The following is a 20,531-nucleotide window of genomic DNA, read 5'->3' on the forward strand; positions in this document are numbered from 1 at the left end:
CACCAAAGCTTAAGATTATTAATCTTTTGTTGCAACTAGTTGTATTTTGAAAGTATCATTAAAGAGTTATGAAATTAAGTGAAAAATTAGTAAAAACGTTATATACAGGCCCTCAAAGTGTTATTTCTGTCACTGGAGGCGGTGGTAAAACTTCAACATTAAGGTTCCTTGCCTCAAAGTTTAAAGAAATGGGGCTTTCTGTGTTAATTACTACTACAACAAAGTTTCAAGGTCCTAAGCAGTTTAATTGGGGCTTAGATTACTCGTTTTCAGAGGAAGCAGATATTTTAAGTCATGAAATAAAGAAGGGTGAGGTAGTATATTTTGCAAAACGCAGTGTGGTTGATATGAAAAAATATACATCTCCAAGATTGGAAATATTATCTCTTCTTACAAAACGCTTTGATGTAACAATTATTGAAGCAGATGGAGCTAAAATGCTTCCATTAAAGCTACATACTCAAAGAGATCCTGTGATAATTGATGAAACAACTGCAACCCTTGCTATTATGGGAGCATCTGCCCTAAATGATAGAGCAGATAATAATTGCTTTGGTTTTTCAGGTGATGATATAGCCTCAGTTGAGTTTTATCAAAAGCTAATAGACCATGAAGAAGGTGTATTGAAGGATGCAAAAGGTATTAAGTTAATTTTGATAAATCAATGTGATTTAATTAGTGATGTATCTGTCTTTAAGCGTTTAAATGCTCCTTGTGAAATAGTTCTTGGGTCAATTAATGAGGATAAAGTTTATGTTTGAAATAGCAAGTGAGCTTGAGAAAAAGAATTTACCCTTTGCCTTAGTAACTATTATAAGAACAAATAATATTGTGCCTAGAAAAAGTGCTCGTATGATTGTGCTTCCAAATGGAGAGAGTTATGGAACTGTTGGAGGCGGGGACGCTGAAAGAATTGCAAAGAAAAAGGCACTTGAAGCGCTAGAAAAAAAGGAAAATGTTAGTTTTAAAATAATGCTTCCTAAGGGAGAAGTTGAAATGATTTGTGATGTTGTTAAATGTGCAAGAAAACTATACATAGTTGGATATGGTCATGTTGGAAAAGCAATAGGAGAACTACTATATAAAGCAGGATATAGCATTCATATCTTTGATAGAGAAAAAAAGGAGTGTGATTATGCTGCTGAAATAAACTATGGCTCCTCTTGGAAGCAAATATTTGAAAATACTGTGATTGATAAGGATTGTGCTGTTGTAGTTACCTGCCATGATAAGGAGGAGTTACTATCATGCGTTGATTTTTCAAAAGCATTCTACGTTGGTCTTCTTTCATCAAGAGCTGGTTCAATGAAGTTTTCTTCTTCCTACTATGCGCCAATGGGCCTTGATATCAAGGCAGAAAACCCAGAGGAAATTGCAATTAGTGTAGCAGCTGAAATATTAAAGGTAGAGCGACATGGTAGTGGCTTAAGTATTTCAAGAGATATAAGAAAATCTATTTTAGTTAGAGGTTGTGGTGATTTAGCTACTGCTGTAATGATAAGGCTTCATAATGCGGGCTACAATGTAATTGGAGTTGATATTGAAAAACCTACTCAAATTAGAAGAAATGTTAGCTTTGCAGAAGCAATCTATGATTCTTATCAAGTTGTATCAGGCGTAAAGGCTCTTAAAATTGATAATCTTGAGAAGCGTTTTGATCTATGGAAAGAAGGTATCATTCCTATATTTGTAGATGAAAAGTTAGAGCAACTTGAGGACATTGCTCCAACTGTAATTGTTGATGCAATAATTGCCAAAAAGAATTTAGGAACACGCATCGATATGGCTCCACTTGTTATTGCACTTGGTCCAGGTTTTGAGGCCGGAGTTGATGCTCACGTAGTAATTGAGACTCAAAGAGGCCACTCTCTTGGTATGATTATTAAAAAGGGTAAGGCTCTTGAAAATACCGGAATTCCTGGCTTAATTATGGGCTATGGAAAGGAGAGAGTAATTAGAAGTCCGGAAAGTGGTGCCTTTACTGGCTTAAAGACCTTTGGTGATATTGTTAAAAAAGGTGATGTAATTGCCAAAGTAAATGACACACCAATTCTTGCAACAATTGATGGTATGGTTAGAGGTATGCTTAGAAGTGGCTTAGATGTTACGCCTGGCTTTAAAGTTGCTGATATCGATCCGAGAGGTGAAGGCGTTAAGTATAATGAGCCAAGTGACAAGGCAAGAGCAATCGCTGGTGGTGTACTTGAGGCTGTTGATTCTTTTTTTAGGGTAAATAGTTAATTGTTTAAAGAAATGAAATGAATTATGCTATGTGCTATGGATACAATTGATTGTATAAAGAGAGTAAGAAAAAGTGCATTAACTCTTTCTTTAATGAGTGATAGTCAAAGAAATAGCCTTCTTGAAAAGATTAAGAAGGCTCTAGATGAAAATAGATTTGAGCTAAAGAGTGCAAATGAAAAGGACATTAATAGTGCAAGAGAAAAGGGTATTAGTGATGCTGTTTTGCATCGTTTAGTTTTCGATGACCAAAAAATTAACTCTTGTTTAGATTCTCTTTCATCTGTAATTAAGCTTGAGTGCCCAACAGGTAAAAAACTAGCTGTTAGAGAGCTTGATGAAGGTTTAATTTTAGAAAAAGTATCATACCCACTTGGCGTAATTGGTATGGTATTTGAGGCACGTCCTGATGCAATGGTTCAAATTATTTCTCTAGCAATTAAAAGTGGTAATGGAATTATTTTAAAGGGTGGAAGTGAAGCGGCTAACACTAATAAAGCACTTAGAAGTGTTATACATAGTGCTTTAGTAGATGATGATTATATCCTACTTTTAGAGAGTCATAGTGATGTTGATCAAATGTTAAAGATGGAAGGTGACATTGATTTAATAATCCCTCGTGGCTCAAATAAATTCGTAAAGTACTGTATGGATAATACTAATATCCCAGTAATGGGTCATGCTGACGGAATTTGCTCAATATATGTTTCTGATAAGGCAGATTTAGATTTAGCTATAAATGTGATTGTTGATAGTAAGATTCAATACCCTGCAGCATGTAATGCCGTTGAGACACTATTAATAAATGAGTCTATAGCACCTTCGTTTTTACCTGTATTAAGAGATGCTTTAGTAAGTAATGGTGTAAAGATTCACGGAGATGAAGAGGTTTGTAAGTATATCGATGTAATTAGGGCAACAGATGGTGAATACGATATGGAGTATCTTGCCTTAGAACTTAATATCAAGATTGTGAAAACCTTAGAGGAAGCAATTAACCATATTGCTATGCATTCATCACACCATACAGATTGTATTATTAGCACTGATAGGGAAGAACAGCTTACCTTCTTTAACTGTGTTGATTCTGCCGATGTTTTTGCAAACTGTTCAACTAGATTTGCTGATGGATTCAGATTTGGTCTTGGCGCTGAGGTTGGTATTTCAACTGGAAAGCTACATGCACGTGGTCCTGTAGGTTTAGAGGGATTAACAACTTATAAATACCAATTAACTGGTACAGGTCAAGTTGTAAAGGATTATACCGGTGCTAATGCTAAGCATTTTACACATAGGGAGCTAATGTGATGCGTGATTTTTCATCATTTAAAAGAGTTGTAGTAAAAGTTGGCACTAATTTACTTTCATCAGCAGATGGAATTGATGAAAAGCGTATTGATTCTCTATGTTCTCAAATTGCTGATTTAAGAGATATGGGTTATCAAGTACTACTTGTTACTTCTGGTGCTATTGGGCTTGGTGCTAAGGAGATAAAACATAAAAATAGAGTTGTGCATATTCCTATGCGTCAAGCTTGTGCTGCAATTGGACAGCCAATTTTGATGGAGCACTATAGAAGGGCTTTTAGTCAGCATAAGATAGTATGTTCTCAAGTACTGTTAACTAGAAATGATTTAAATAATAGAAAAACATATAATAACTTACGTAGTAGTGTTTCAACCTTGCTAGCCCTTGGTATCGTTCCTATTTTTAATGAAAATGATGTTATCTCTACAGCTGAAATAGGATCTGCTTTTGGTGATAATGATAGAATGAGTGCAATGGTTGCTTCAAAAATTGATGCTGATTTACTTATTTTATTAACTGATATCGATGGCCTTTATACTGGTAATCCAAAGAGCGATAAGAATGCGGTATTAATCAAGGATATTGTTAAAATCGATTCTACTATAATGGCATATGCAAAGGGAGCGGGCTCAACATTTTCAACAGGTGGTATGAAAACTAAGCTTTTAGCTGCTTCAATTGCATCTATGGCATACTGTGGAACAGTTATTGCTTCAGGATACGAAAAGGATATTTTAGTTAGAATCTTAAAAGGTGAGGAGATTGGTAGCTATGTTCACCCTGGACGAAAGTTAAACCAGAGAGAGCGTTGGATTATCAACAACTCACATATGGGTACTATCTATGTTGATGAAGGTGCAAGACAAGCACTATTTGGTCACCATAGCTTACTTCCATCAGGGGTTACTAGAGTTGATGGAGTTTGGGAAGTAGGTGATGTAGTTGCAGTAGGAGGCCCTGACGGAAGAGTTTTTGCAAAGGCTGTTCCTTACTTTAATTCAACAGAGACAGCTTTGATGATGGGGCATAAGAGTCAAGAAATTGAATCAATTATTGGAGAAGGTAAAAAAGATTGTATCTTTAGACCTGAAGATGTGGTATTTTTAAACGATGCAGAGTCACTATAGGACAGTAATTAGAAAACAAGATATTGGTATGCGTATTTCAGCTCTCTATAGACAGCAACAGTTATCTATAGGGATTTTGGATGTATCAAGTGTAGAAGTATTAAAAGAAACTATCGATTGGTATATTCAAAATATGAATTGCTCTATCCATGTTATTATGCTTGAAGAGCGTTATGAGGAGTATTCATTTGATGAATTATATCCTGATGTTTCCTTTGTACTGTTTAAAACTCTTGTTAGTTTAGGCGAACAGATTAATGCCTTTGCTAATGAATGCTATGCAACATACTTTTTAGTTGTTAGATCTGATATCCAGATGATTGGTTTTTCAGGTTCTACTTTACTTTCATTAATGCTTGATAAGCGTCATCCTGCCTGCATTACTCCTATAATGCTTAATTTGGATATGGAAGTGCTTCCTACAATTAGAACTCCTTATATAAAAGGCCGTGAAATTGTACCAATGTCATTTGAACCTCCAATTGAGATTGGTAAAACGGCTTTAAATTTATACCCTGTTATGGGAATAGGGCTTTATGATAGAGCACTATTTCAACGTTTAAGAGGTTTTGATGAGGAAATTGTAGGGGAGTACTACCAGCTTTTGGACTTTGGCATTAGAGTACATCTCTTTGGATATAGTTTATTTACATTTTCTGATTTCGCTGTTCGTTTTTCTCAAAAGCATTCAATAATTGAAGATCGTTCTGAGTGTGAAGGAATGGAAAGATGCTATACAAGAGCTTTATCTATTCATCGTATTGCAGGAAAGAACGTAGTTGAAAAATGGAAGCCTTACGTTGATAAAAAACTATTAAAGGAAGAGGTTAAGAGCAAGCAGATTATTTTGCAAAAGACTGACTTCTTTACTTTAATTAAGGAATGGGGCTATGAAGAGTCTTAGTACAATTATCCTCTTTTTATTCTTTATTTTCCCACTTTTTTCAAATCCTTTTAAAAGTGATATTTCGCTTGTTGTTATTGATGCAGGTCACGGAGGAAAGGATCCTGGTGCTGTAAGTGGTGATATTGAAGAAAAGGATATTGTATTAAATGTTTCAAAATATCTATTTGATGCATTAAAAGATAATGTTAATTGTGTATTAACAAGAGATAAAGATGAATATCTTTCTCTACAAGAGCGTTGTGATTTTGCAAATTCTCAGGATTTTGATGTAAATGGATTTCCCATCTTCATTTCTATTCACGTTAATGCAGCTTCTAGTAACTTGGCTAGTGGATTTGAAATATACATTAAGGATGATCAAAAAAGACTAGCATTGTTATCAAGTAAAACATCAAATAGACTAATTAGTATTTATGCTCCATACAATAATACTATTGTTAATTCTTATATAAATAGTGTTAATTCACATCTTGCATCATTAGTTAGCTCGTCTATTAGTAAAACATTTCCTCAATATAAGAATAGGGGAGTTAAAGAAGGTGATTTATGGGTGTTAAATCAAACCTTTATGCCATCCCTTTTAATTGAAATTGGGTTTATCACCAATGAGGATGATAGAGAAAAGTTAACCAATATCAATTGGCAGAAAAAAATGGCAGATGCAATTGCATCGGCCATCTTAAACTATTAATTCTTCTTTTCAGCTTTAAGCTCTTTAATTAAGTTAAGCTTTAGATCCTTCAAGTTTTCAGAAAGAGATACTTTATAAATGTGTGGGTTTATCTGTCTCTTATAACTCTTATGGAACTGTAGTAGTGATACTTGAACGAAGTTCTGAATTTCTCTTATATCGCGTTTTACTCCAACTCTCTTACCATCCTTCATTTTTAGTGTAAGTAATGGTTTAATTGTATGGTAGCTTTGAGGCTTCATTACAAAGTAATCGGCCATACTAAATGGATGATAGAATGTATATTCCTTTCCACACTCAATTTTTTCATCATTTAGTGCTATTAAGTCAGCAAGTGCATTACCAGAGGAATCATAGAAGCGATAAACCTGCTTAATGCCTGGGTTTGTAGTTTTTTCATAACTATTACTCATTTTCATGGTAGGTTCAAAAACACCATTCTTTTCTTTAGCCGCAAGTTTATAAACACCATTTAAACTTGATTGTGTACCACCTGTAACTAAGTGGGTACCAATTCCCCAAGAGTCAATTGGAACACCATCAGAAACAAGAGTTTGAATAATTTCTTCTGTTAAATCGTTAGATACACAAATTGTAGCTTCTTCAAGTCCTGCTTGATCAAGGCGGTCACGAATAACACGAGGAAGGTAAGAAAGGTCTCCAGAGTCAATTCTAACCCCCATATTCTTACCCTTCGCCTTGAGCTCTAATCCTACCTTTATAGCAGCATCAATACCACTTCCTAATGTATCATAGGTATCAATTAAGAATATTGCGTTATCTGGATATATTTCAGCAAACTCTCTAAATGCTTCTTCTTCGCTATCAAAGCTCATAATCCAAGAGTGAGCCATAGTACCAGCTACAGGGATATTGTATTTTCTTCCTGCATAGGTATTACTTGTTACTTTTGTTCCACCAATAAAGGATGCACGAGAAGCAATATGGGCACCATCCTCACCTTGTGCTCTTCTAAGTCCAAACTCCATGATAGAGCCTTTGCCTCTAGTCGCATAGGTCATTCTGCAAGCCTTAGTAGCAATGAGAGTTTGGAAATTAAGCTGGTTTAATATAAAGCTTTCAATAAGCTGTGCATCCATTAAATTAGTTTCAATTCTAACAAGAGGCTCTCCAGGGAAAGCTGGAGTACCCTCTTCGAATGCATATAAATCACCAGTAAAACGATATGTTGAAAGATAATCTAAAAACTCATCAGAAAACTTATTTAAGCTCTTTAGATACTTAATATCATTTTCTGAGAAAGAAAATCCTTCAAGAGCATCGATCACCTCCTCAAGTCCTGTAAAGATAGTATAACCACCATTAAATGGGTTATTTCTGTAGAAAACGTCAAATACTACTCTAGGGTTATGCTTTTGGATAAAGTATCCCTGCATCATAGTAAGTTCGTAAAAGTCAGTGATCAATGCTGATTTCATATTATTCAACCTTCTTTAGAAATTTTATCAAAGCCACAATATGGAACAAGAACAGGTGGGATTGAAACAGAACCATCTTCGTTTTGGTAGTTTTCAATTATCGCAACCATAGCTCTTGAAAGTGCTACTGCTGTACCATTTAACATGTGTACAAACTTAATCTTACCATCGTCATCTCTATATCTGATGTTTAAGCTTCTAGCTTGGTAATCAGTACAGTTACTTGTACTTGTTACTTCACCATACTCTCCATCTTCACCTCTACCAGGCATCCAAGCTTCAATATCGAATTTGCGGTATGCTGGAGCTCCTAAGTCACCTGTGGCTGTATCAACTACGCGATATGCAAGGCCAAGACCTGAGAAGATTTCTTCTTCAATTGCAAGAATCTGCTTATGAAAATCATCACTCTCTTCTGGGAGACAGTAAATAAACATCTCAAGTTTGCTAAATTGGTGGACTCTATAAAGCCCCTTTGAGTACTGTCCAGCACCACCAGCTTCTCTTCTGAAGCAGTGTGAAAGACCTGTCATCTTTATTGGTAGATCCTTTTTATCAAGGATAGTATTCTGATAGTAACCACCAAGTGTAATTTCAGCTGTACCAACAAGACAAGTACCAGTTCCTTCAATTGTATAGATGTTAGATTCTTCACCTCTTGGGTTAAAACCAATACCATTTAAAATCTCTTCTTTAGCGATATCTGGAGTGATAAATGGAGTAAAGCCATGTTTAATTACAATATCCATTGCATAACGCTCTAAAGCCATCTGAAGGATAACAGCCTTGTTCTTGATGTAATAAAATTTTTGGCCAGCAACCTTTGCACCATTATCAAAGTCAAGAATATCAAGTGATTCACCAAGTTCGACGTGATCCTTTGCTTTAAAAGAGAACTTCTTTGGTTCGCCAAAGAACTTGATTGCTAGAGAATCCTTATCTTCCTTACCAATAGGAGCATCTTTGTGTGCATAGTTAGGGATAGTTCTAACTTCTTCATTAAAAATTTGATCAATTTTGGTAAATTCAGCTTCCTTTACAGCAAGCTCTTCTTTGATTGCTTTACCTTCATTGATTAATACAGCTCTTTCTTCTGGAGTTAACTTGCCTTTCATCTTAGCAGCAGTTTCATTTCTTTTTGCTCTAAGTGTTTCAAGCTCTAGAAGTAGGGCAGCTCTCTCATCTTGATCCTTAATGATCTTATCAAGATCTACTTTCATGTAACGGTTGTCAATGTTTGCCTTGATTTCGTCGTAGCGTGATTTAAGTTCCTTTACATCTATCATTTTATTACATCTCCTTAGCTAATTTTTCTAATTCTTGGCTTTTTTCGCTTGCGCTTATTACCGCTTTGATTACTGCGTTATCAAACCCATTAGAATATAACTCATTCATGCCTTTTATCGTAGTCCCCTTAGCTGAACAAACTTTACTCATTAATTCAACTGGATTTTCTTTACTATCTTTTAGTAAAGCAACAGCACTTTGTAAAGTGTCTGTAGCTATTTTAACGCTTTCATTATAACTAATTCCTTGGTCTGTGCCACCCATAGCAAGTGCATGGATAAACTCAAATACATATGCAATTGCTGAACCTGAAATACCAATAAATGCTGGAAATAAGTTTTCATCGAGCATAAAAGCAGAACCAAAGTGAGTAGCGATATCGAAAGCAGTTTGAATAAATTCTTTATCTGCATTTTCAGTTGCAGCAATTGCTGTTACTGCAGCTTTTGATTTCGCTGCAATATTAGGCATAAATCTAACTATATTCTTACAATTTATCTTTCTTTCAAGTACTTCAAGAGGAACTCCTGCTGCAATTGAAATATATTTTTTAGTGCTAAATTCGGATAAAAGAGGGTAGAGGGAAGGTAGTATTTGTGGTTTAACAGCCAGAATAATAATATCTGATTTCTCTAAAAGCTCACTTTCTGATGAAAAAACTGTAACATTTGAAATTGCTTTTGCCTTTGCTTGGTCTTTATCAAAAACGTAAACTTCATAGTCGTTATTGATAGCATTGGCTATTGAACCTCCCATGTTACCACAGCCTAAGAAACCAATTTTTATCATACATTATCCTCCCAAGTATGCCTATGTAATTCACCTTTTAGAGTAAATTCGCCATCAAATCCTCTTTGTCTATAGTATTCATATGCAGCAATAGCTGCTGAATTTGATAAATTAAGACTTCGAGTATCATTTATCATAGGAATTCTTACACATCTATCTTTATATTGAAGGAGAACTTCTTCTTCAATACCTCTACTTTCTTTTCCAAAGATTAAATATACATCTTTATCGGTTGGATATTTTACATCGCTATAAGTCTTTCTTGCTTTAGTAGTGAAGAAGAATAGTTCATCATCCTTATGAGCTAGTAAAAATTCACTTGTATTTTTGTATGTAGTAATCGTCACATCCTTCCAGTAATCAAGGCCTGCATGACGAACTGCTTTCTCACTGATATCAAATCCTAATGGATATACCAAATCAAGGCAGGTACCTGTTGCAGCACAGGTTCTAGCAATATTACCTGTATTTTGTGGTATCTCCGGTTCAAATAGAACAATATGTAGCATGTGGCTATGATACACTTTTTATAAATTTATTGTAATCTTGTAATACCCTTCATTTGATGATATCATCCTCAATATGGGTGATTTTTTAATAGTAATAATGCTTGGTGTTATCCAAGGTATAACAGAATGGCTTCCAATTTCATCAACTGGACACCTTTTAATTTTTGATTCAATTTTCCCTTTTAATGCATCGGAGCAATTTAAAAGTGTATTTACAGTTGTTATTCAGCTTGGATCTATTCTTGCTGTTTTAGTTCTTTATTGGTCTAAGCTTTGGCCATTTAAGAAAGATAAAAAGGAGATGAAGAGATCCTTTACTCTTTGGTTTAAGGTTTTAGTTGCTTCAATTCCTGCAGCAGTAGTAGGGCTTTTATTTGATGATATTATTGATTCAAAACTCTCTAATTACATTGTTATTGCGATAGCTTTATTTGTTTATGGTGTGCTTTACATTATTTTAGAAAATAAAGTTAAGTTTAAAACTAGGGTAACTAGCCTTGATGATATTTCCTACCTCGATAGCTTAAAAATAGGTGCATTCCAGATGCTTGCACTAATTCCAGGAACAAGTAGATCGGGTTCTACAATTTTAGGTGGTATTATCACTGGTATTTCACGACCAGTTGTTGCAGAGTTTTCATTCTTTATGGCTATTCCTGTAATGGCAGGTGCGTCCCTTTTAAGATTATTGAAATCAGGATTAAACTTTACATTAAATGAATGGATGTTCCTTCTTGTTGGTTCATTAGTTGCTTTTATTGTTTCTTTATTTGTTATTAAAGCACTTGTTAAATTTGTTAGAGAGCATAGCTTTTCTGTATTTGGGGTATATAGAATTATTTTATCAATTCTCATTATCCTTTACTTTTCTTTTTGCTAAGGATGTTGCTCTAACTATATTATTACCTTTTAAGTTAAGAGAAAGAATTACTTTTTCAAGTTTTCTTTCTCTTTCTTTATCTGAACTAAAAAGTTCTGGTTGTTCTTGCTCTTCACCACTATAAAGACTATAAAGTCCAACCCCTAATAGCCTAATGCCTTCTCCTGTATGTTTCTTTTTAAATAGCATTTTTACTTCTTCATATACATCTTTAGTAGTGTAGATTCCTCTATCTGGTGTTGATTGTAATGTATAAGTTTTAAATGATGCATATCGAAGTTTTAAGCCAATAGTTTTTGCTATCATCTTTTCCTGCATAGAGCGAAACATTACTTCTTGTGATAATTCAAGTAAAAATGCATCAATTGCATCTTGGTCAAATAAATCAGGGTAAAAGGTCCTTTCACTAGATATTGAATGACTTTTGCTTTCCCCTGAATAAATACCGGGATCTATTCCTCTTACAATTTTATATAGATATTCACCCAAAGAGGATCCAAAAAAGCTTGCTAATTGGTTTTGTGAAAGTGAGCGTAATTCCTCTGTTGTATAAATATGGTGTTTATGTAGGTTTTCTAAAGTTGCTTTACCAATTCCCCATAATTTATTAAGGCCTACTGCATCAACAAAATCCTGTTCAAGACCATAAGGTACAACAGTTAGTCCATCTGGTTTTCTGTAATCCGAGGCAAGTTTAGCAATAAATTTTGAAGATCCTACTCCAATTGAGGCAGTTAACCCCGTTTGTGATTTAATTCTTTCTTTAAGATTTTTAGCACTGCTTACAGCCTCCCCATAAATCTTTTCACAGCCTGTCATATCAAGATAGGCTTCATCGATTGATGCTTGAATCATTTTTGGAGCATAAGATGAGAGTATAGACATTACTTTATGACTCATTTCACTGTAGCGTTTCATATTGCCTCTTATAACTATAGCCTTTGGACATAGTTTTAGGGCTGTTACCATTGGCATAGCTGAGTGCACTCCATATTTTCTTGCTTCATATGAGCATGTTGAAACAACTGATCTTGGTCCTGGGTGTCCTATTATTAATGGTTTTCCTTTTAGTTTTGGGTTGTCGAGGATTTCAACTGAAGCAAAGAAAGCATCTAAATCAACGTGAAAGAAGAGAGGATTAGCCATTATTCCTCCTCTTTTTCTCATGAATTATTAATGCATCATTTATCAAGATATTAAATAGTCTTTCAAAACCTATTTCCTTTGCAAGAACGATAAAATGACTAGTTTTGGTAAGACCTGGGATAGTATTTACCTCATTTAAAAATATTTCTTCATTATTAGTAACTAGATAATCAACTCTCATATAAACTTTACCATTGAGAGAGTTAAATACTTCCTTTGTTATTTGCTTTAGCTTTTGAATAGTAGACGGAGAAATATTGATGTTCTCCTTTGTAATTATTTTTAAATTAGGGTCATTATATTTAGCATCATAAGATAGTAATTGACCACTCTTTATTATTTCAACAGGCCCTAGAATTAATAGTTCTTCATTTTTTATATCATTAATAACACCAAATTCGATTTCTCTTGCATCCTTAATCCAAGGTTGCATTAATACATCATCGTCTAAATCCTTAATAGTTTTTATTACTTTTTCAACTTCATTTTGGCTATTATTTTCCATCATATAAACACCAATAGAAGAGCCTCCGCTAACTGGCTTTAAAACATATGAGGATAAATCTATATCAGAATAATTATTTATTTTTTTAGATTCTATTACAGGAACTTTTTTATAGAGAAGGTCATGAAAGATTTCTTTATTCATTCCTATAGAGCTAGTAATAATATCTTCACTGATGTATGGTACATTTACTATTTCAAAGAGGGCTTGAATAGTTCCATCTTCTCCGTTTTTTCCATGTAAAACAGGGAAAGCTACATCAAATTCAATTTTATTCTCTTTAGTAAAAAATCCTTTTTGAGGAATAATAATTACTTCATCTCCTTCATAAAGGTATCTTCCATCTTTTGTGATAAATATTTCTTTAATTGAATATCCTAAAGAAATTAGAACTTCTTTGATATTAGCTTCACTTCTTATTGATATTTCATGTTCGCTTGATAAGCCGCCATAAAATAAGAGAATTGTCATACATTTTCCTTTAAAATATTTAATAAAGCATCCTCTTCTAAGTAATTTCGTGTGTTTTTCTTATATGATATTGATCTTTCATGACCTTTACCAAGTAAAAAGATTACCCCATCAGGAGCTGAAATTGTTAAAGCAAGCTTAATTGCCGCTTCTCTTTGATCTTCAGTATAGATATGTATCTTTTTTCTTCTTTCTTCTGGTATACCCTCAATAATATCAAGAGAAATATCTAATACATTTTCACTTCTAGGATCTTCCTCTGTTAATATGATATTTGATGCATAAGTGCTAGCTACTTTGCCAAGTCCTTTTCTTTTACTTTTATCTCTATCTCCAGCTGCTCCAAATACAGCTGTGATTTCTTTATTTGGAAATACTTTTCTAAATGAAGAAAATAGTTTTTCAAAGCTATCTGGAGTATGAGCAAAATCAATAATTACAAATTTATTTTTATAACTATAAGTGTTAAATCGTCCCTTAGGAGCCTCTAAATTTTTTAGTTTAGATAAAACGACTTCTTTAGGTAGCTTTAATAATCGAGAAACCAAAATAGCAGCTTCAAAAGCATTATAAACATTATAAGAGCCAAAGAGTGGAATAGAATATTTTATTCCATCTACATAAAATGAAGTTGAATCAATTCTTTCATCTGTTATTTCAGGTTTTGTTAATTCAACTACCTTATGTTTTGCAATTCTATTTATTTTATCTAAAATAGGGGAGTCGTTGTAAATTACTACATTATAAAGTGTATTATGAGCAAGGTTTGCTTTTGCATCATAATAGTTTTCTAGGCTTTTATGAAACTCTAGGTGTTCACTTGAGACTGTAGTGTATATTGAGGAAGTAAAACTAATACCCTTTACTCGACAATACTCATTTGATAGTGCATGAGATGTTGTCTCCATTACTACATATTCACAATTATTACTATATGCTTGGTATAAAAATGAGTGCAAAAAGAAGGCTTCTGGTGTACTTTGTCTTGTTGTTGAATACTTTTTACCACTTCCATCATCAATATATACAGTTGAAATCATGGCTGTTTTATGACCAAAACTATTCAATAGTTGGTATAAGAAATCAGTAGTAGTTGTCTTTCCATCAGTACCAGTTACACCAATAATCTTTAATTTTGATTGCACATTATTAAAAAATAGTGATGATGATAGTGCATAAAGTTCTCTAATATTTTCATCACTTACAAAGTAGGAAACATCATCATGAATCGTCTGAGGAAGAGTGTTTGTTACTATTAGAGCTGCACCATTTTGTATTGCATCTTCAATATAGTTATTACCATTAGTATGAATACCATTAAAAGTAAAAAATGCAGAATCTTTTTTAACCTCTCTTGAGTCAAACTCAAGGGATGAAAGGATTTTATCTTCCTTTAAATATAACTTTCCTTTAAGTGCCTTTGCTAAGCAATCAATACTTATCATAAGACTAATATTATCATGTTAAGCTTTTAGAAAAAAGAACTATGTGTTATCTTAAAAATATGAAGAAAGTAGGTGCTGTATTTATTTTTTTATTTGTGATTTTAGGTAATATTTTTTCATTACCTTTTTCTTCATTTCCAAACAATGTTTCATTTTATTCTGAATATACAGATGTATATTCCAATCCTTCAGCAATAGCATTCAGAAGTGATATTAATAATAGATTTATAGTGGGTTATGATTATCATGATAATTTAAATAGAACAAAATTTAATGAGCCATTATCATTTGTTCAAAACTCTGATAGCTATTTAAATGTCAGTTTTGGTGGATCTGGCATATTGTTTTCGGCAGCTTTTGGATACAATACATCTGATAGAAAAATTGTTAATGATGGTGTTTCCTATGATTTTATTACTAGCAATAATATTCAGTTAGACTGGGGCTTTAATATTAATAATTTTGCTTTTGGCGCAAGAATAAAGGGGGGTAGTAAGTCTATTAGAGATAATAAAACTATTTCCTCATACCTTGGAATAGTACAAAACTTTTTATTTGCTGAATACACCACATTAGAAAATAGTAATTACTTTAATTTAGGATTTGGTTCTCAGTATCATGTTTCTAATTTTTCTTTTGGCCTTTATACTGATTCTTTTCTAATTTTAAATCAGTCAAAGGATTTGACTGTTAACTTTGATAATATATTAAATACACTTTCATTTGGTGTTTCTTATAGAAGAGGTAAATACACTAATAATGGAGAACTTGCTTTTTATAGACCTCGATTTGGATTTGCTTTAAATAATATATTTAGTTCTTATTTAAACTTAGAACTTTCAAGTGAATTAATGCTTCAATTTTTACCTAACAGAAATATTAATTTAATTATGGTTTATGGTGATGAGAGAAGTTCAAAAGAAATATTTAGAATTAAACCAAGTTCCAGCTATTTAAAGCTTGCTGTTGATTTGCTTTATGATAAATGTAAGTTTAAAGTAGAATATAAGTTTTCAAGTGATAAGGACTATTCCGATTTTAAATTTGCAATATCATTCTTACTTTAAATTAAGAGCCCCGATTGGGGCTCCAACTTACTTAGAAGAATCTAAATTCATTTGTATATGTAACTGTTTCACCTTTACTAAGCTTTCTAATTCCATACATTTGACTCATTTCAAGAGGTCGTGATGCATCGCCAAAGGAGTACATTGGTTCAAGACAAATAAACTGAGCGTTATTAGCAGGAGTCCAAGCAACAAAGGTGTCGAAGGAACCGAGAGTAGCTGTAACACCATGTTCTCCTTGAGTTGAAGTTAATGTTACTTCATCACTCTTAACATTCCAAAGTGCAATAGGTCCTTTATCTGTTTCTTTTCTTGATAGTTCAATAGTATCACCAACTAAGAAATCCTTTTCAACATTGAAAATTCCATTAACCTGGTATCTTCTATCGAGTCTTTCATTTTGGCTAAATGAAAGAGAATATGTTTCAAGAGGGCAATCTTTACCATTGATATCAAGAGAGAATGCAGGATGCCAGCCATAAGTGAAATAAATATCCTCACTTGGAGCTTCAATTGTGCATGAAGCTGTATATGCAGCATCTTTGAGTGTATAGGTAACTGTAAGTTTAAAAGCTAATGGATAGAACTGTCTAGTATATTCATTATCAGTTAATACATATGTTGCACTATCATCTGTTGTAGAAACAAGAGTAAATTCTGTGTCACGAGCAAAACCATTACCTGGCATTTTATATTGTACTCCATTAACAGCAACTGAATCCTCTCTAAGTGGTCCTGTTACAGGAAAGAGTAAAGGAGCTCTTCTTGGCCAGTGAGCTTTGTCTCCATTCCAAATATATTCAATACCATTTAAAATAAAGCTCTGAGGTTCTGCACCTAATGTTGAAATAGTAAGGCTACAGTTTGAGTTCTTTAAGACTGTTAACATTTTTCCTCCTATAAAAAACAGCTCTTATATTGCAAAGAGCTGTAATAAGTTAAGTTTTATTAGAGTAATGTGATTGCTTCTTTTATTAAGCTTTCAGGAGTACTCTTTTCATTTAATGTTGCAGTTGAATAAGTAAGTGAACCAAGATTAAATTCCTGACTCTTAATAATCTCATTTACTTCTTCTTCATTTGCAAAACAGAATACTAAAATATATGCATTATCGTTATCAAATACGAATGCATACTGACTTAATGTCATATTAAGCTTATCAAGTGTTAAATCATTACTCTTCTTAATAGCTGCAATTGTAAGGTCTGTAAAGTTTTCTCTACTAAATGCAATTTCTCTTTCAAGCAATGAGTTAAGATCAAGCATATCCTCTGAAACATCTTGAGGAACAGAAACAACTTTCTCAACTTCAACTGGAACTTCTTTCTCTACTTCTCTGATAACCTCAACAGGAACCTCTTTGACAACTTCCTTGACAACTTCTACTGGTACCTCTCTGAGAACTTCAACTGGAACTTCCTTGATGACTTCTTTAATTACTTCAACAGGTACTTCAACTTCCTTAACAATTTCAATTGGAGCTTCTTTTATTACTTCAACAGGCTTGATTACCTCTACAGGAACTTCCTTGATAATTTCTACAGGTACTTCTTTAACTACCTCAACAGGAACTTCTTTTTCTACTTCCTTAATAACCTCAACAGGAACTTCCTTAATGACTTCCTTGATTACCTCAACTGGAACTTCTTTGATGACTTCTTTAATTACTTCGACAGGTACTTCTTTTTCGACTTCTCTAACTACTTCGATTGGAACTTCCTTGATAACTTCAACCGGAATTTCAATTTCCTTGATTACGTCTCTAAGAACTTCAACAGGAACTTCTCTAACAACTTCCTTAATTACCTCGACTGGTACTTCTTTTGTTACTTCAACAGGAACTTCTTTTACAACTTCCTTAACAACTTCAACTGGAACCTCTTTAATAATTTCAACAGGTTTTTCTATTACAGTTGGTTCTGCTTTAAGTGGTGCAGTGTTAAGTGAAACATTAGATGGATCATCACTTAAACCTTGTCCTGCAAGAGTAGAGTAAGAGTTAGGTGGAAGTTTATCGATTTGGTCTTTAAAATCTTCATCATTACGCTTACCAGCAATTATACCAATTTGAATTAATGCTAAACCAACAAGAATTGGGAAAAGCTTTACTAAAACATCATATACTTGTTTTTCTGTGATGCTATAAACTGGTACGATATACTTTAAGAAAACAAGAGTGAATATTGCCAAAACGATTAATGACAATATGACACTAGTAATTACAAGCTTAGCCGTACTTTTTGTTTTAGACATGTAAATGACCTCCAAAGTTGTATACAAACATAGGTACTATTTATTATTATACATATGTGAGGAACCAATGACAATAAAAAAACTTCTCTTGATTTGTATATGTTTTCTTGTATCTTTTGTAATCCTCACCACTATATTTAGTGATAATGGATACTTAGTAAATCGTAGTCTAGTTAAAAGATATGAAGCTTTAAAGCAAAAAGAAGAGCTTCTTGAAGTTCAAGTTGCTTCACTATCAAAACAGTATGAAAGTCTTGATGAAAATAGTGCTATGGACGATTTAGCACTTTCACTTGGATATAACAGAGAAGGTGAGAAGGTTTTCTATTTTCAAACGCCTGATGAGATTGAAGAACAAAATAAAATTGTTGATGAGAAATTACCAGAGATATACAAGGGAATAAGCATGAAAATTATTTTTTTAATCTCTTTTGGTTTTTCATTTTTTATGGCACTTATTATTCTTTTCTTAAGTCGTAAGAAGGGTAGCAGTGAAACTTTAACAAACGAGGAAGGTGAAAAGCATTATGAAAACTATGATTTTTGATTTTGATGAAAGAAATATAGAAAAAATTTCTCAGCTTTTAGCTGAGGATAAGGTAGGAGCAATTCCTTGTGATACTATTTATGGCTTTTGTGCAAGAAGCAACAATAGTACTAGAGAAAAAATATATGAACTAAAAAAAAGGCCTCAAAATAAGAATTTAATCACTTTAATGAATAAAGAATATCTTTCTAGGTCATCATTAATTGTTCCTAAATTTCTTTATGATATTTGGCCAGCTCCTCTTACAGCAATTTTAAAGAAAAAAGATAGTGATGAAACAGTTGCTGTTAGAATTCCAAATGATAGTTTTATTTTATCTTTAATTGATAGCATTGGACCAATTTGGTCTACTAGTGTAAATATTTCTGGTCAACCTAGCTTAAATACTTTTGAAGATATAAAAAAGTTCTTTGATAATGAGGTCGATTTCATTGTTAAAAAAGAAATCAAGGGCGAAGCAGTTGCTTCAACCCTTGTTGACTTTTCATCTGATGAGGTAAAGATTATTAGACAAGGTGCTTTTGATATTAAGCCTTATCTTATTTAATCTTTCTTGCTTCAAAGTAGAATCTTTTTTCATGAGCATGACCAATAGAGAATGTCTTTCTTGGGAATGCTCTATCTCTTAGTATTGTATCGAAGAAAGTCTCTTTAGATACTTCTGGTAGAATAATACCAACATTATTAGGCTTTTTACCTAATTCCTCAGTAACTTCCATTCCATGAATGTAGTCAATTTCACATTTTTTATTTGTAATTAAATCATCAATTACTTCCTGCATTGTACCTGCAGCTGTAGAAGATGTTGGATTATTCATAAAATAAACATAGTATCCTGCCTCATCAATGTAACCAAAAGCTTGCCTATCTTTATTTATTTCTGCCTTAATTTGAGATAAATCATTTACCTTAATTACATCAAAGCTATCTGCAGTCTTTTTTAGAGAGTCCTCAAAATCATTTTTATCAAGATTAAAGAATACTCTATGAATTGGCTCAAAGAATAATGCTTCATCGAAGATGTTTTCTAATTCGACAAGTGCATAGCGAGCAGGATGTGTATCTAGTTCACAATCCTTTAAAGACTTTTTAATATCTTCCCATTGGCTCTTTGCTGTTGCAAGAGAGTGGTTTCCATCACCCATTGCGAATAATAGAGGATTTTCAGGATTTAAAGTTGCAGAGAGAGCTTTGAAGCCTTCTAGAACATTTTGTAAATCTTCATCGCTATTTACTAAATATCCCTTTAAGTGACCTCCATCTTTCATTAAAGGAGTATCATATACAACTTCTAACTTATCCTTCTTGTCTCTAAGAGGTTCAATAATTTTTCTCTTTTCATCACTAATTAATACCATGATGTGAGGAAGCTCTAAAGGAGCATTCTTTCTAATTTCCTTTCTAGGAGGAATACGAGAAAGGATTGTTCCTTCTGTGGCTCGAATTGGAGTTTTAGAATCTTTTGCATAGGAATATTTTTCAAGATCTAAAGCTGCCATCAAGCCATAACGGGTACCACTTTCTGTTGTTCTTTCAACTAAAATAAAACAATCCTTTAATTCCTTGAAAATATTGTTATCAAGGTATTCTTGCATTGTTTGATTAATTCTCTTAATTCTTTCTTCCTTATCATCATCTTCTAAATAACACTCAGGAAAGATTAAGTTATCTGTAGAAGGAGAACCTTTACAAAAATCCTCTACATCCTTCCAATAGTCTTTTTGACTAGTGTATTGGTCACATGCGACAACTGCCCACTTTTTTAAATCAACAAAATGATCTGGAATTAAAATGTTAGTAGGAATAGCACCGTACTTCTTGAATTCTGTTAAAATTTCATTTTTCATAAAATACCTCGAAAAAAATAGTATTTTCATAAATATAATAAGCATAAAATTATATATTTCACAAGAAAAAAA

Annotated in this window: 20 protein-coding genes; 10 read left to right on the forward strand and 10 right to left on the reverse strand. The window is 33.1% G+C overall.

The genetic code is table 11. The features are described 5' to 3' along the window. Positions 1-68 precede the first annotated feature (68 nt). From yqeC to SOY52_RS02680, 6 genes are read left to right on the forward strand one after another with little or no spacing between them, the layout of a single operon-like run. Entirely contained in the window at positions 69-761 is a 693-nt protein-coding gene (yqeC, locus tag SOY52_RS02655) for a selenium cofactor biosynthesis protein YqeC (protein WP_320847437.1), read from the forward strand. Beyond that, the gene (yqeB, locus tag SOY52_RS02660; protein ID WP_320847438.1) at positions 754-2,241 is read left to right on the forward strand and encodes a selenium-dependent molybdenum cofactor biosynthesis protein YqeB; all 1,488 of its coding nucleotides are present in this window, start codon (positions 754-756) and stop codon (positions 2,239-2,241) included. Before yqeC ends, yqeB begins: the two co-directional genes overlap by 8 nt. Before the next feature lie 36 nt (positions 2,242-2,277). Next, positions 2,278-3,549 carry a glutamate-5-semialdehyde dehydrogenase gene (locus SOY52_RS02665; RefSeq protein WP_320847439.1) on the forward strand — a complete coding sequence of 424 codons (1,272 nt, stop codon included), beginning with the start codon at positions 2,278-2,280 and terminating at the stop codon, positions 3,547-3,549. After that, the gene (gene proB / locus SOY52_RS02670; RefSeq protein ID WP_320847440.1) at positions 3,549-4,676 is read left to right on the forward strand and encodes a glutamate 5-kinase; all 1,128 of its coding nucleotides are present in this window, start codon (positions 3,549-3,551) and stop codon (positions 4,674-4,676) included. The genes SOY52_RS02665 and proB overlap by 1 nt, the downstream gene beginning before the upstream one ends. Further along, complete coding sequence (locus SOY52_RS02675; protein ID WP_320847441.1) at positions 4,660-5,580, forward strand: hypothetical protein; 921 nt, start codon at positions 4,660-4,662, stop codon at positions 5,578-5,580. The genes proB and SOY52_RS02675 overlap by 17 nt, the downstream gene beginning before the upstream one ends. Continuing rightward, entirely contained in the window at positions 5,567-6,274 is a 708-nt protein-coding gene (locus SOY52_RS02680) for an N-acetylmuramoyl-L-alanine amidase (protein WP_320847442.1), read from the forward strand. Before SOY52_RS02675 ends, SOY52_RS02680 begins: the two co-directional genes overlap by 14 nt. Here the strand turns inward: SOY52_RS02680 and SOY52_RS02685 are convergent. The 4 genes from SOY52_RS02685 to SOY52_RS02700 are packed head-to-tail and all read right to left on the reverse strand — an operon-like array spanning position 6,271 to position 10,298. Beyond that, on the reverse strand, positions 6,271-7,713 hold the full coding sequence (locus tag SOY52_RS02685; RefSeq protein ID WP_320847443.1) for a nicotinate phosphoribosyltransferase: 1,443 nt from the start codon (positions 7,711-7,713) through the stop codon (positions 6,271-6,273). The two genes, SOY52_RS02680 and SOY52_RS02685, sit on opposite strands and share 4 nt — an antisense overlap. A gap of 5 nt (positions 7,714-7,718) precedes the next feature. Beyond that, positions 7,719-8,999, reverse strand: a complete 1,281-nt coding sequence (gene serS, locus SOY52_RS02690) for a serine--tRNA ligase (protein ID WP_320847444.1) — start codon at positions 8,997-8,999, stop codon at positions 7,719-7,721. A gap of 4 nt (positions 9,000-9,003) precedes the next feature. After that, entirely contained in the window at positions 9,004-9,789 is a 786-nt protein-coding gene (gene proC, locus SOY52_RS02695; protein WP_320847445.1) for a pyrroline-5-carboxylate reductase, read from the reverse strand. Beyond that, positions 9,786-10,298 (reverse strand): tRNA (cytidine(34)-2'-O)-methyltransferase, encoded by a 513-nt coding sequence (locus SOY52_RS02700; RefSeq protein ID WP_320847446.1) that lies wholly within the window; start codon positions 10,296-10,298, stop codon positions 9,786-9,788. The genes proC and SOY52_RS02700 overlap by 4 nt, the downstream gene beginning before the upstream one ends. A gap of 61 nt (positions 10,299-10,359) precedes the next feature. On the opposite strand from SOY52_RS02700, the gene SOY52_RS02705 reads away from it, so the two are divergent. After that, on the forward strand, positions 10,360-11,178 hold the full coding sequence (locus SOY52_RS02705) for an undecaprenyl-diphosphate phosphatase (protein WP_414429581.1): 819 nt from the start codon (positions 10,360-10,362) through the stop codon (positions 11,176-11,178). On the opposite strand, the gene dinB is transcribed toward SOY52_RS02705, so the two are convergent. The 3 genes from dinB to murE are packed head-to-tail and all read right to left on the reverse strand — an operon-like array spanning position 11,143 to position 14,745. After that, the gene (dinB, locus tag SOY52_RS02710) at positions 11,143-12,324 is read right to left on the reverse strand and encodes a DNA polymerase IV (RefSeq protein ID WP_320847448.1); all 1,182 of its coding nucleotides are present in this window, start codon (positions 12,322-12,324) and stop codon (positions 11,143-11,145) included. The genes SOY52_RS02705 and dinB overlap by 36 nt on opposite strands. After that, positions 12,317-13,300, reverse strand: a complete 984-nt coding sequence (locus SOY52_RS02715) for a hypothetical protein (protein WP_320847449.1) — start codon at positions 13,298-13,300, stop codon at positions 12,317-12,319. The genes dinB and SOY52_RS02715 overlap by 8 nt, the downstream gene beginning before the upstream one ends. Next, positions 13,297-14,745: a UDP-N-acetylmuramyl-tripeptide synthetase gene (gene murE, locus SOY52_RS02720; RefSeq protein WP_320847450.1), complete on the reverse strand. Its 1,449-nt coding sequence runs from the start codon at positions 14,743-14,745 to the stop codon at positions 13,297-13,299. The genes SOY52_RS02715 and murE overlap by 4 nt, the downstream gene beginning before the upstream one ends. Before the next feature lie 59 nt (positions 14,746-14,804). Between murE and SOY52_RS02725 the strand changes: the two genes are divergently transcribed. Continuing rightward, positions 14,805-15,812, forward strand: coding sequence for a hypothetical protein (locus SOY52_RS02725; protein WP_320847451.1), 1,008 nt, complete (start codon positions 14,805-14,807; stop codon positions 15,810-15,812). A gap of 31 nt (positions 15,813-15,843) precedes the next feature. On the opposite strand, the gene SOY52_RS02730 is transcribed toward SOY52_RS02725, so the two are convergent. Together SOY52_RS02730 and SOY52_RS02735 are read right to left on the reverse strand one after the other, a co-directional pair. Next, positions 15,844-16,701, reverse strand: coding sequence for a hypothetical protein (locus SOY52_RS02730; RefSeq protein WP_320847452.1), 858 nt, complete (start codon positions 16,699-16,701; stop codon positions 15,844-15,846). Between the two features lie 59 nt (positions 16,702-16,760). After that, a complete protein-coding gene (locus tag SOY52_RS02735; protein ID WP_320847453.1) occupies positions 16,761-18,065 on the reverse strand; it encodes a hypothetical protein in 1,305 nt (434 codons plus the stop codon). 67 nt (positions 18,066-18,132) lie between these two features. Here SOY52_RS02735 and SOY52_RS02740 point away from each other — a divergent pair, with 67 nt between their 5' ends. Further along, a complete protein-coding gene (locus tag SOY52_RS02740; protein ID WP_320847454.1) occupies positions 18,133-18,612 on the forward strand; it encodes a hypothetical protein in 480 nt (159 codons plus the stop codon). Beyond that, entirely contained in the window at positions 18,593-19,159 is a 567-nt protein-coding gene (locus SOY52_RS02745) for an L-threonylcarbamoyladenylate synthase (protein WP_320847455.1), read from the forward strand. Before SOY52_RS02740 ends, SOY52_RS02745 begins: the two co-directional genes overlap by 20 nt. Here the strand turns inward: SOY52_RS02745 and SOY52_RS02750 are convergent. Beyond that, positions 19,152-20,459 carry a DUF1015 domain-containing protein gene (locus SOY52_RS02750; protein ID WP_320847456.1) on the reverse strand — a complete coding sequence of 436 codons (1,308 nt, stop codon included), beginning with the start codon at positions 20,457-20,459 and terminating at the stop codon, positions 19,152-19,154. The two genes, SOY52_RS02745 and SOY52_RS02750, sit on opposite strands and share 8 nt — an antisense overlap. Positions 20,460-20,531: the final 72 nt, after the last annotated feature.

This window comes from Bullifex sp. (assembly GCF_034103065.1).
Taxonomy (GTDB): domain Bacteria; phylum Spirochaetota; class Spirochaetia; order Sphaerochaetales; family Sphaerochaetaceae; genus Bullifex.

Coding starts and splice junctions, on each gene's coding strand:
- yqeC (WP_320847437.1), top strand. CDS start 69: ATGAAATTAAGTGAAAAATTAGTAAAAACGTTATATACAGGCCCTCAA.
- yqeB (WP_320847438.1), top strand. CDS start 754: ATGTTTGAAATAGCAAGTGAGCTTGAGAAAAAGAATTTACCCTTTGCC.
- SOY52_RS02665 (WP_320847439.1), top strand. CDS start 2,278: ATGGATACAATTGATTGTATAAAGAGAGTAAGAAAAAGTGCATTAACT.
- proB (WP_320847440.1), top strand. CDS start 3,549: ATGCGTGATTTTTCATCATTTAAAAGAGTTGTAGTAAAAGTTGGCACT.
- SOY52_RS02675 (WP_320847441.1), top strand. CDS start 4,660: ATGCAGAGTCACTATAGGACAGTAATTAGAAAACAAGATATTGGTATG.
- SOY52_RS02680 (WP_320847442.1), top strand. CDS start 5,567: ATGAAGAGTCTTAGTACAATTATCCTCTTTTTATTCTTTATTTTCCCA.
- SOY52_RS02685 (WP_320847443.1), bottom strand. CDS start 7,713: ATGAAATCAGCATTGATCACTGACTTTTACGAACTTACTATGATGCAG.
- serS (WP_320847444.1), bottom strand. CDS start 8,999: ATGATAGATGTAAAGGAACTTAAATCACGCTACGACGAAATCAAGGCA.
- proC (WP_320847445.1), bottom strand. CDS start 9,789: ATGATAAAAATTGGTTTCTTAGGCTGTGGTAACATGGGAGGTTCAATA.
- SOY52_RS02700 (WP_320847446.1), bottom strand. CDS start 10,298: ATGCTACATATTGTTCTATTTGAACCGGAGATACCACAAAATACAGGT.
- dinB (WP_320847448.1), bottom strand. CDS start 12,324: ATGGCTAATCCTCTCTTCTTTCACGTTGATTTAGATGCTTTCTTTGCT.
- SOY52_RS02715 (WP_320847449.1), bottom strand. CDS start 13,300: ATGACAATTCTCTTATTTTATGGCGGCTTATCAAGCGAACATGAAATA.
- murE (WP_320847450.1), bottom strand. CDS start 14,745: ATGATAAGTATTGATTGCTTAGCAAAGGCACTTAAAGGAAAGTTATAT.
- SOY52_RS02725 (WP_320847451.1), top strand. CDS start 14,805: ATGAAGAAAGTAGGTGCTGTATTTATTTTTTTATTTGTGATTTTAGGT.
- SOY52_RS02730 (WP_320847452.1), bottom strand. CDS start 16,701: ATGTTAACAGTCTTAAAGAACTCAAACTGTAGCCTTACTATTTCAACA.
- SOY52_RS02735 (WP_320847453.1), bottom strand. CDS start 18,065: ATGTCTAAAACAAAAAGTACGGCTAAGCTTGTAATTACTAGTGTCATA.
- SOY52_RS02740 (WP_320847454.1), top strand. CDS start 18,133: ATGACAATAAAAAAACTTCTCTTGATTTGTATATGTTTTCTTGTATCT.
- SOY52_RS02745 (WP_320847455.1), top strand. CDS start 18,593: ATGAAAACTATGATTTTTGATTTTGATGAAAGAAATATAGAAAAAATT.
- SOY52_RS02750 (WP_320847456.1), bottom strand. CDS start 20,459: ATGAAAAATGAAATTTTAACAGAATTCAAGAAGTACGGTGCTATTCCT.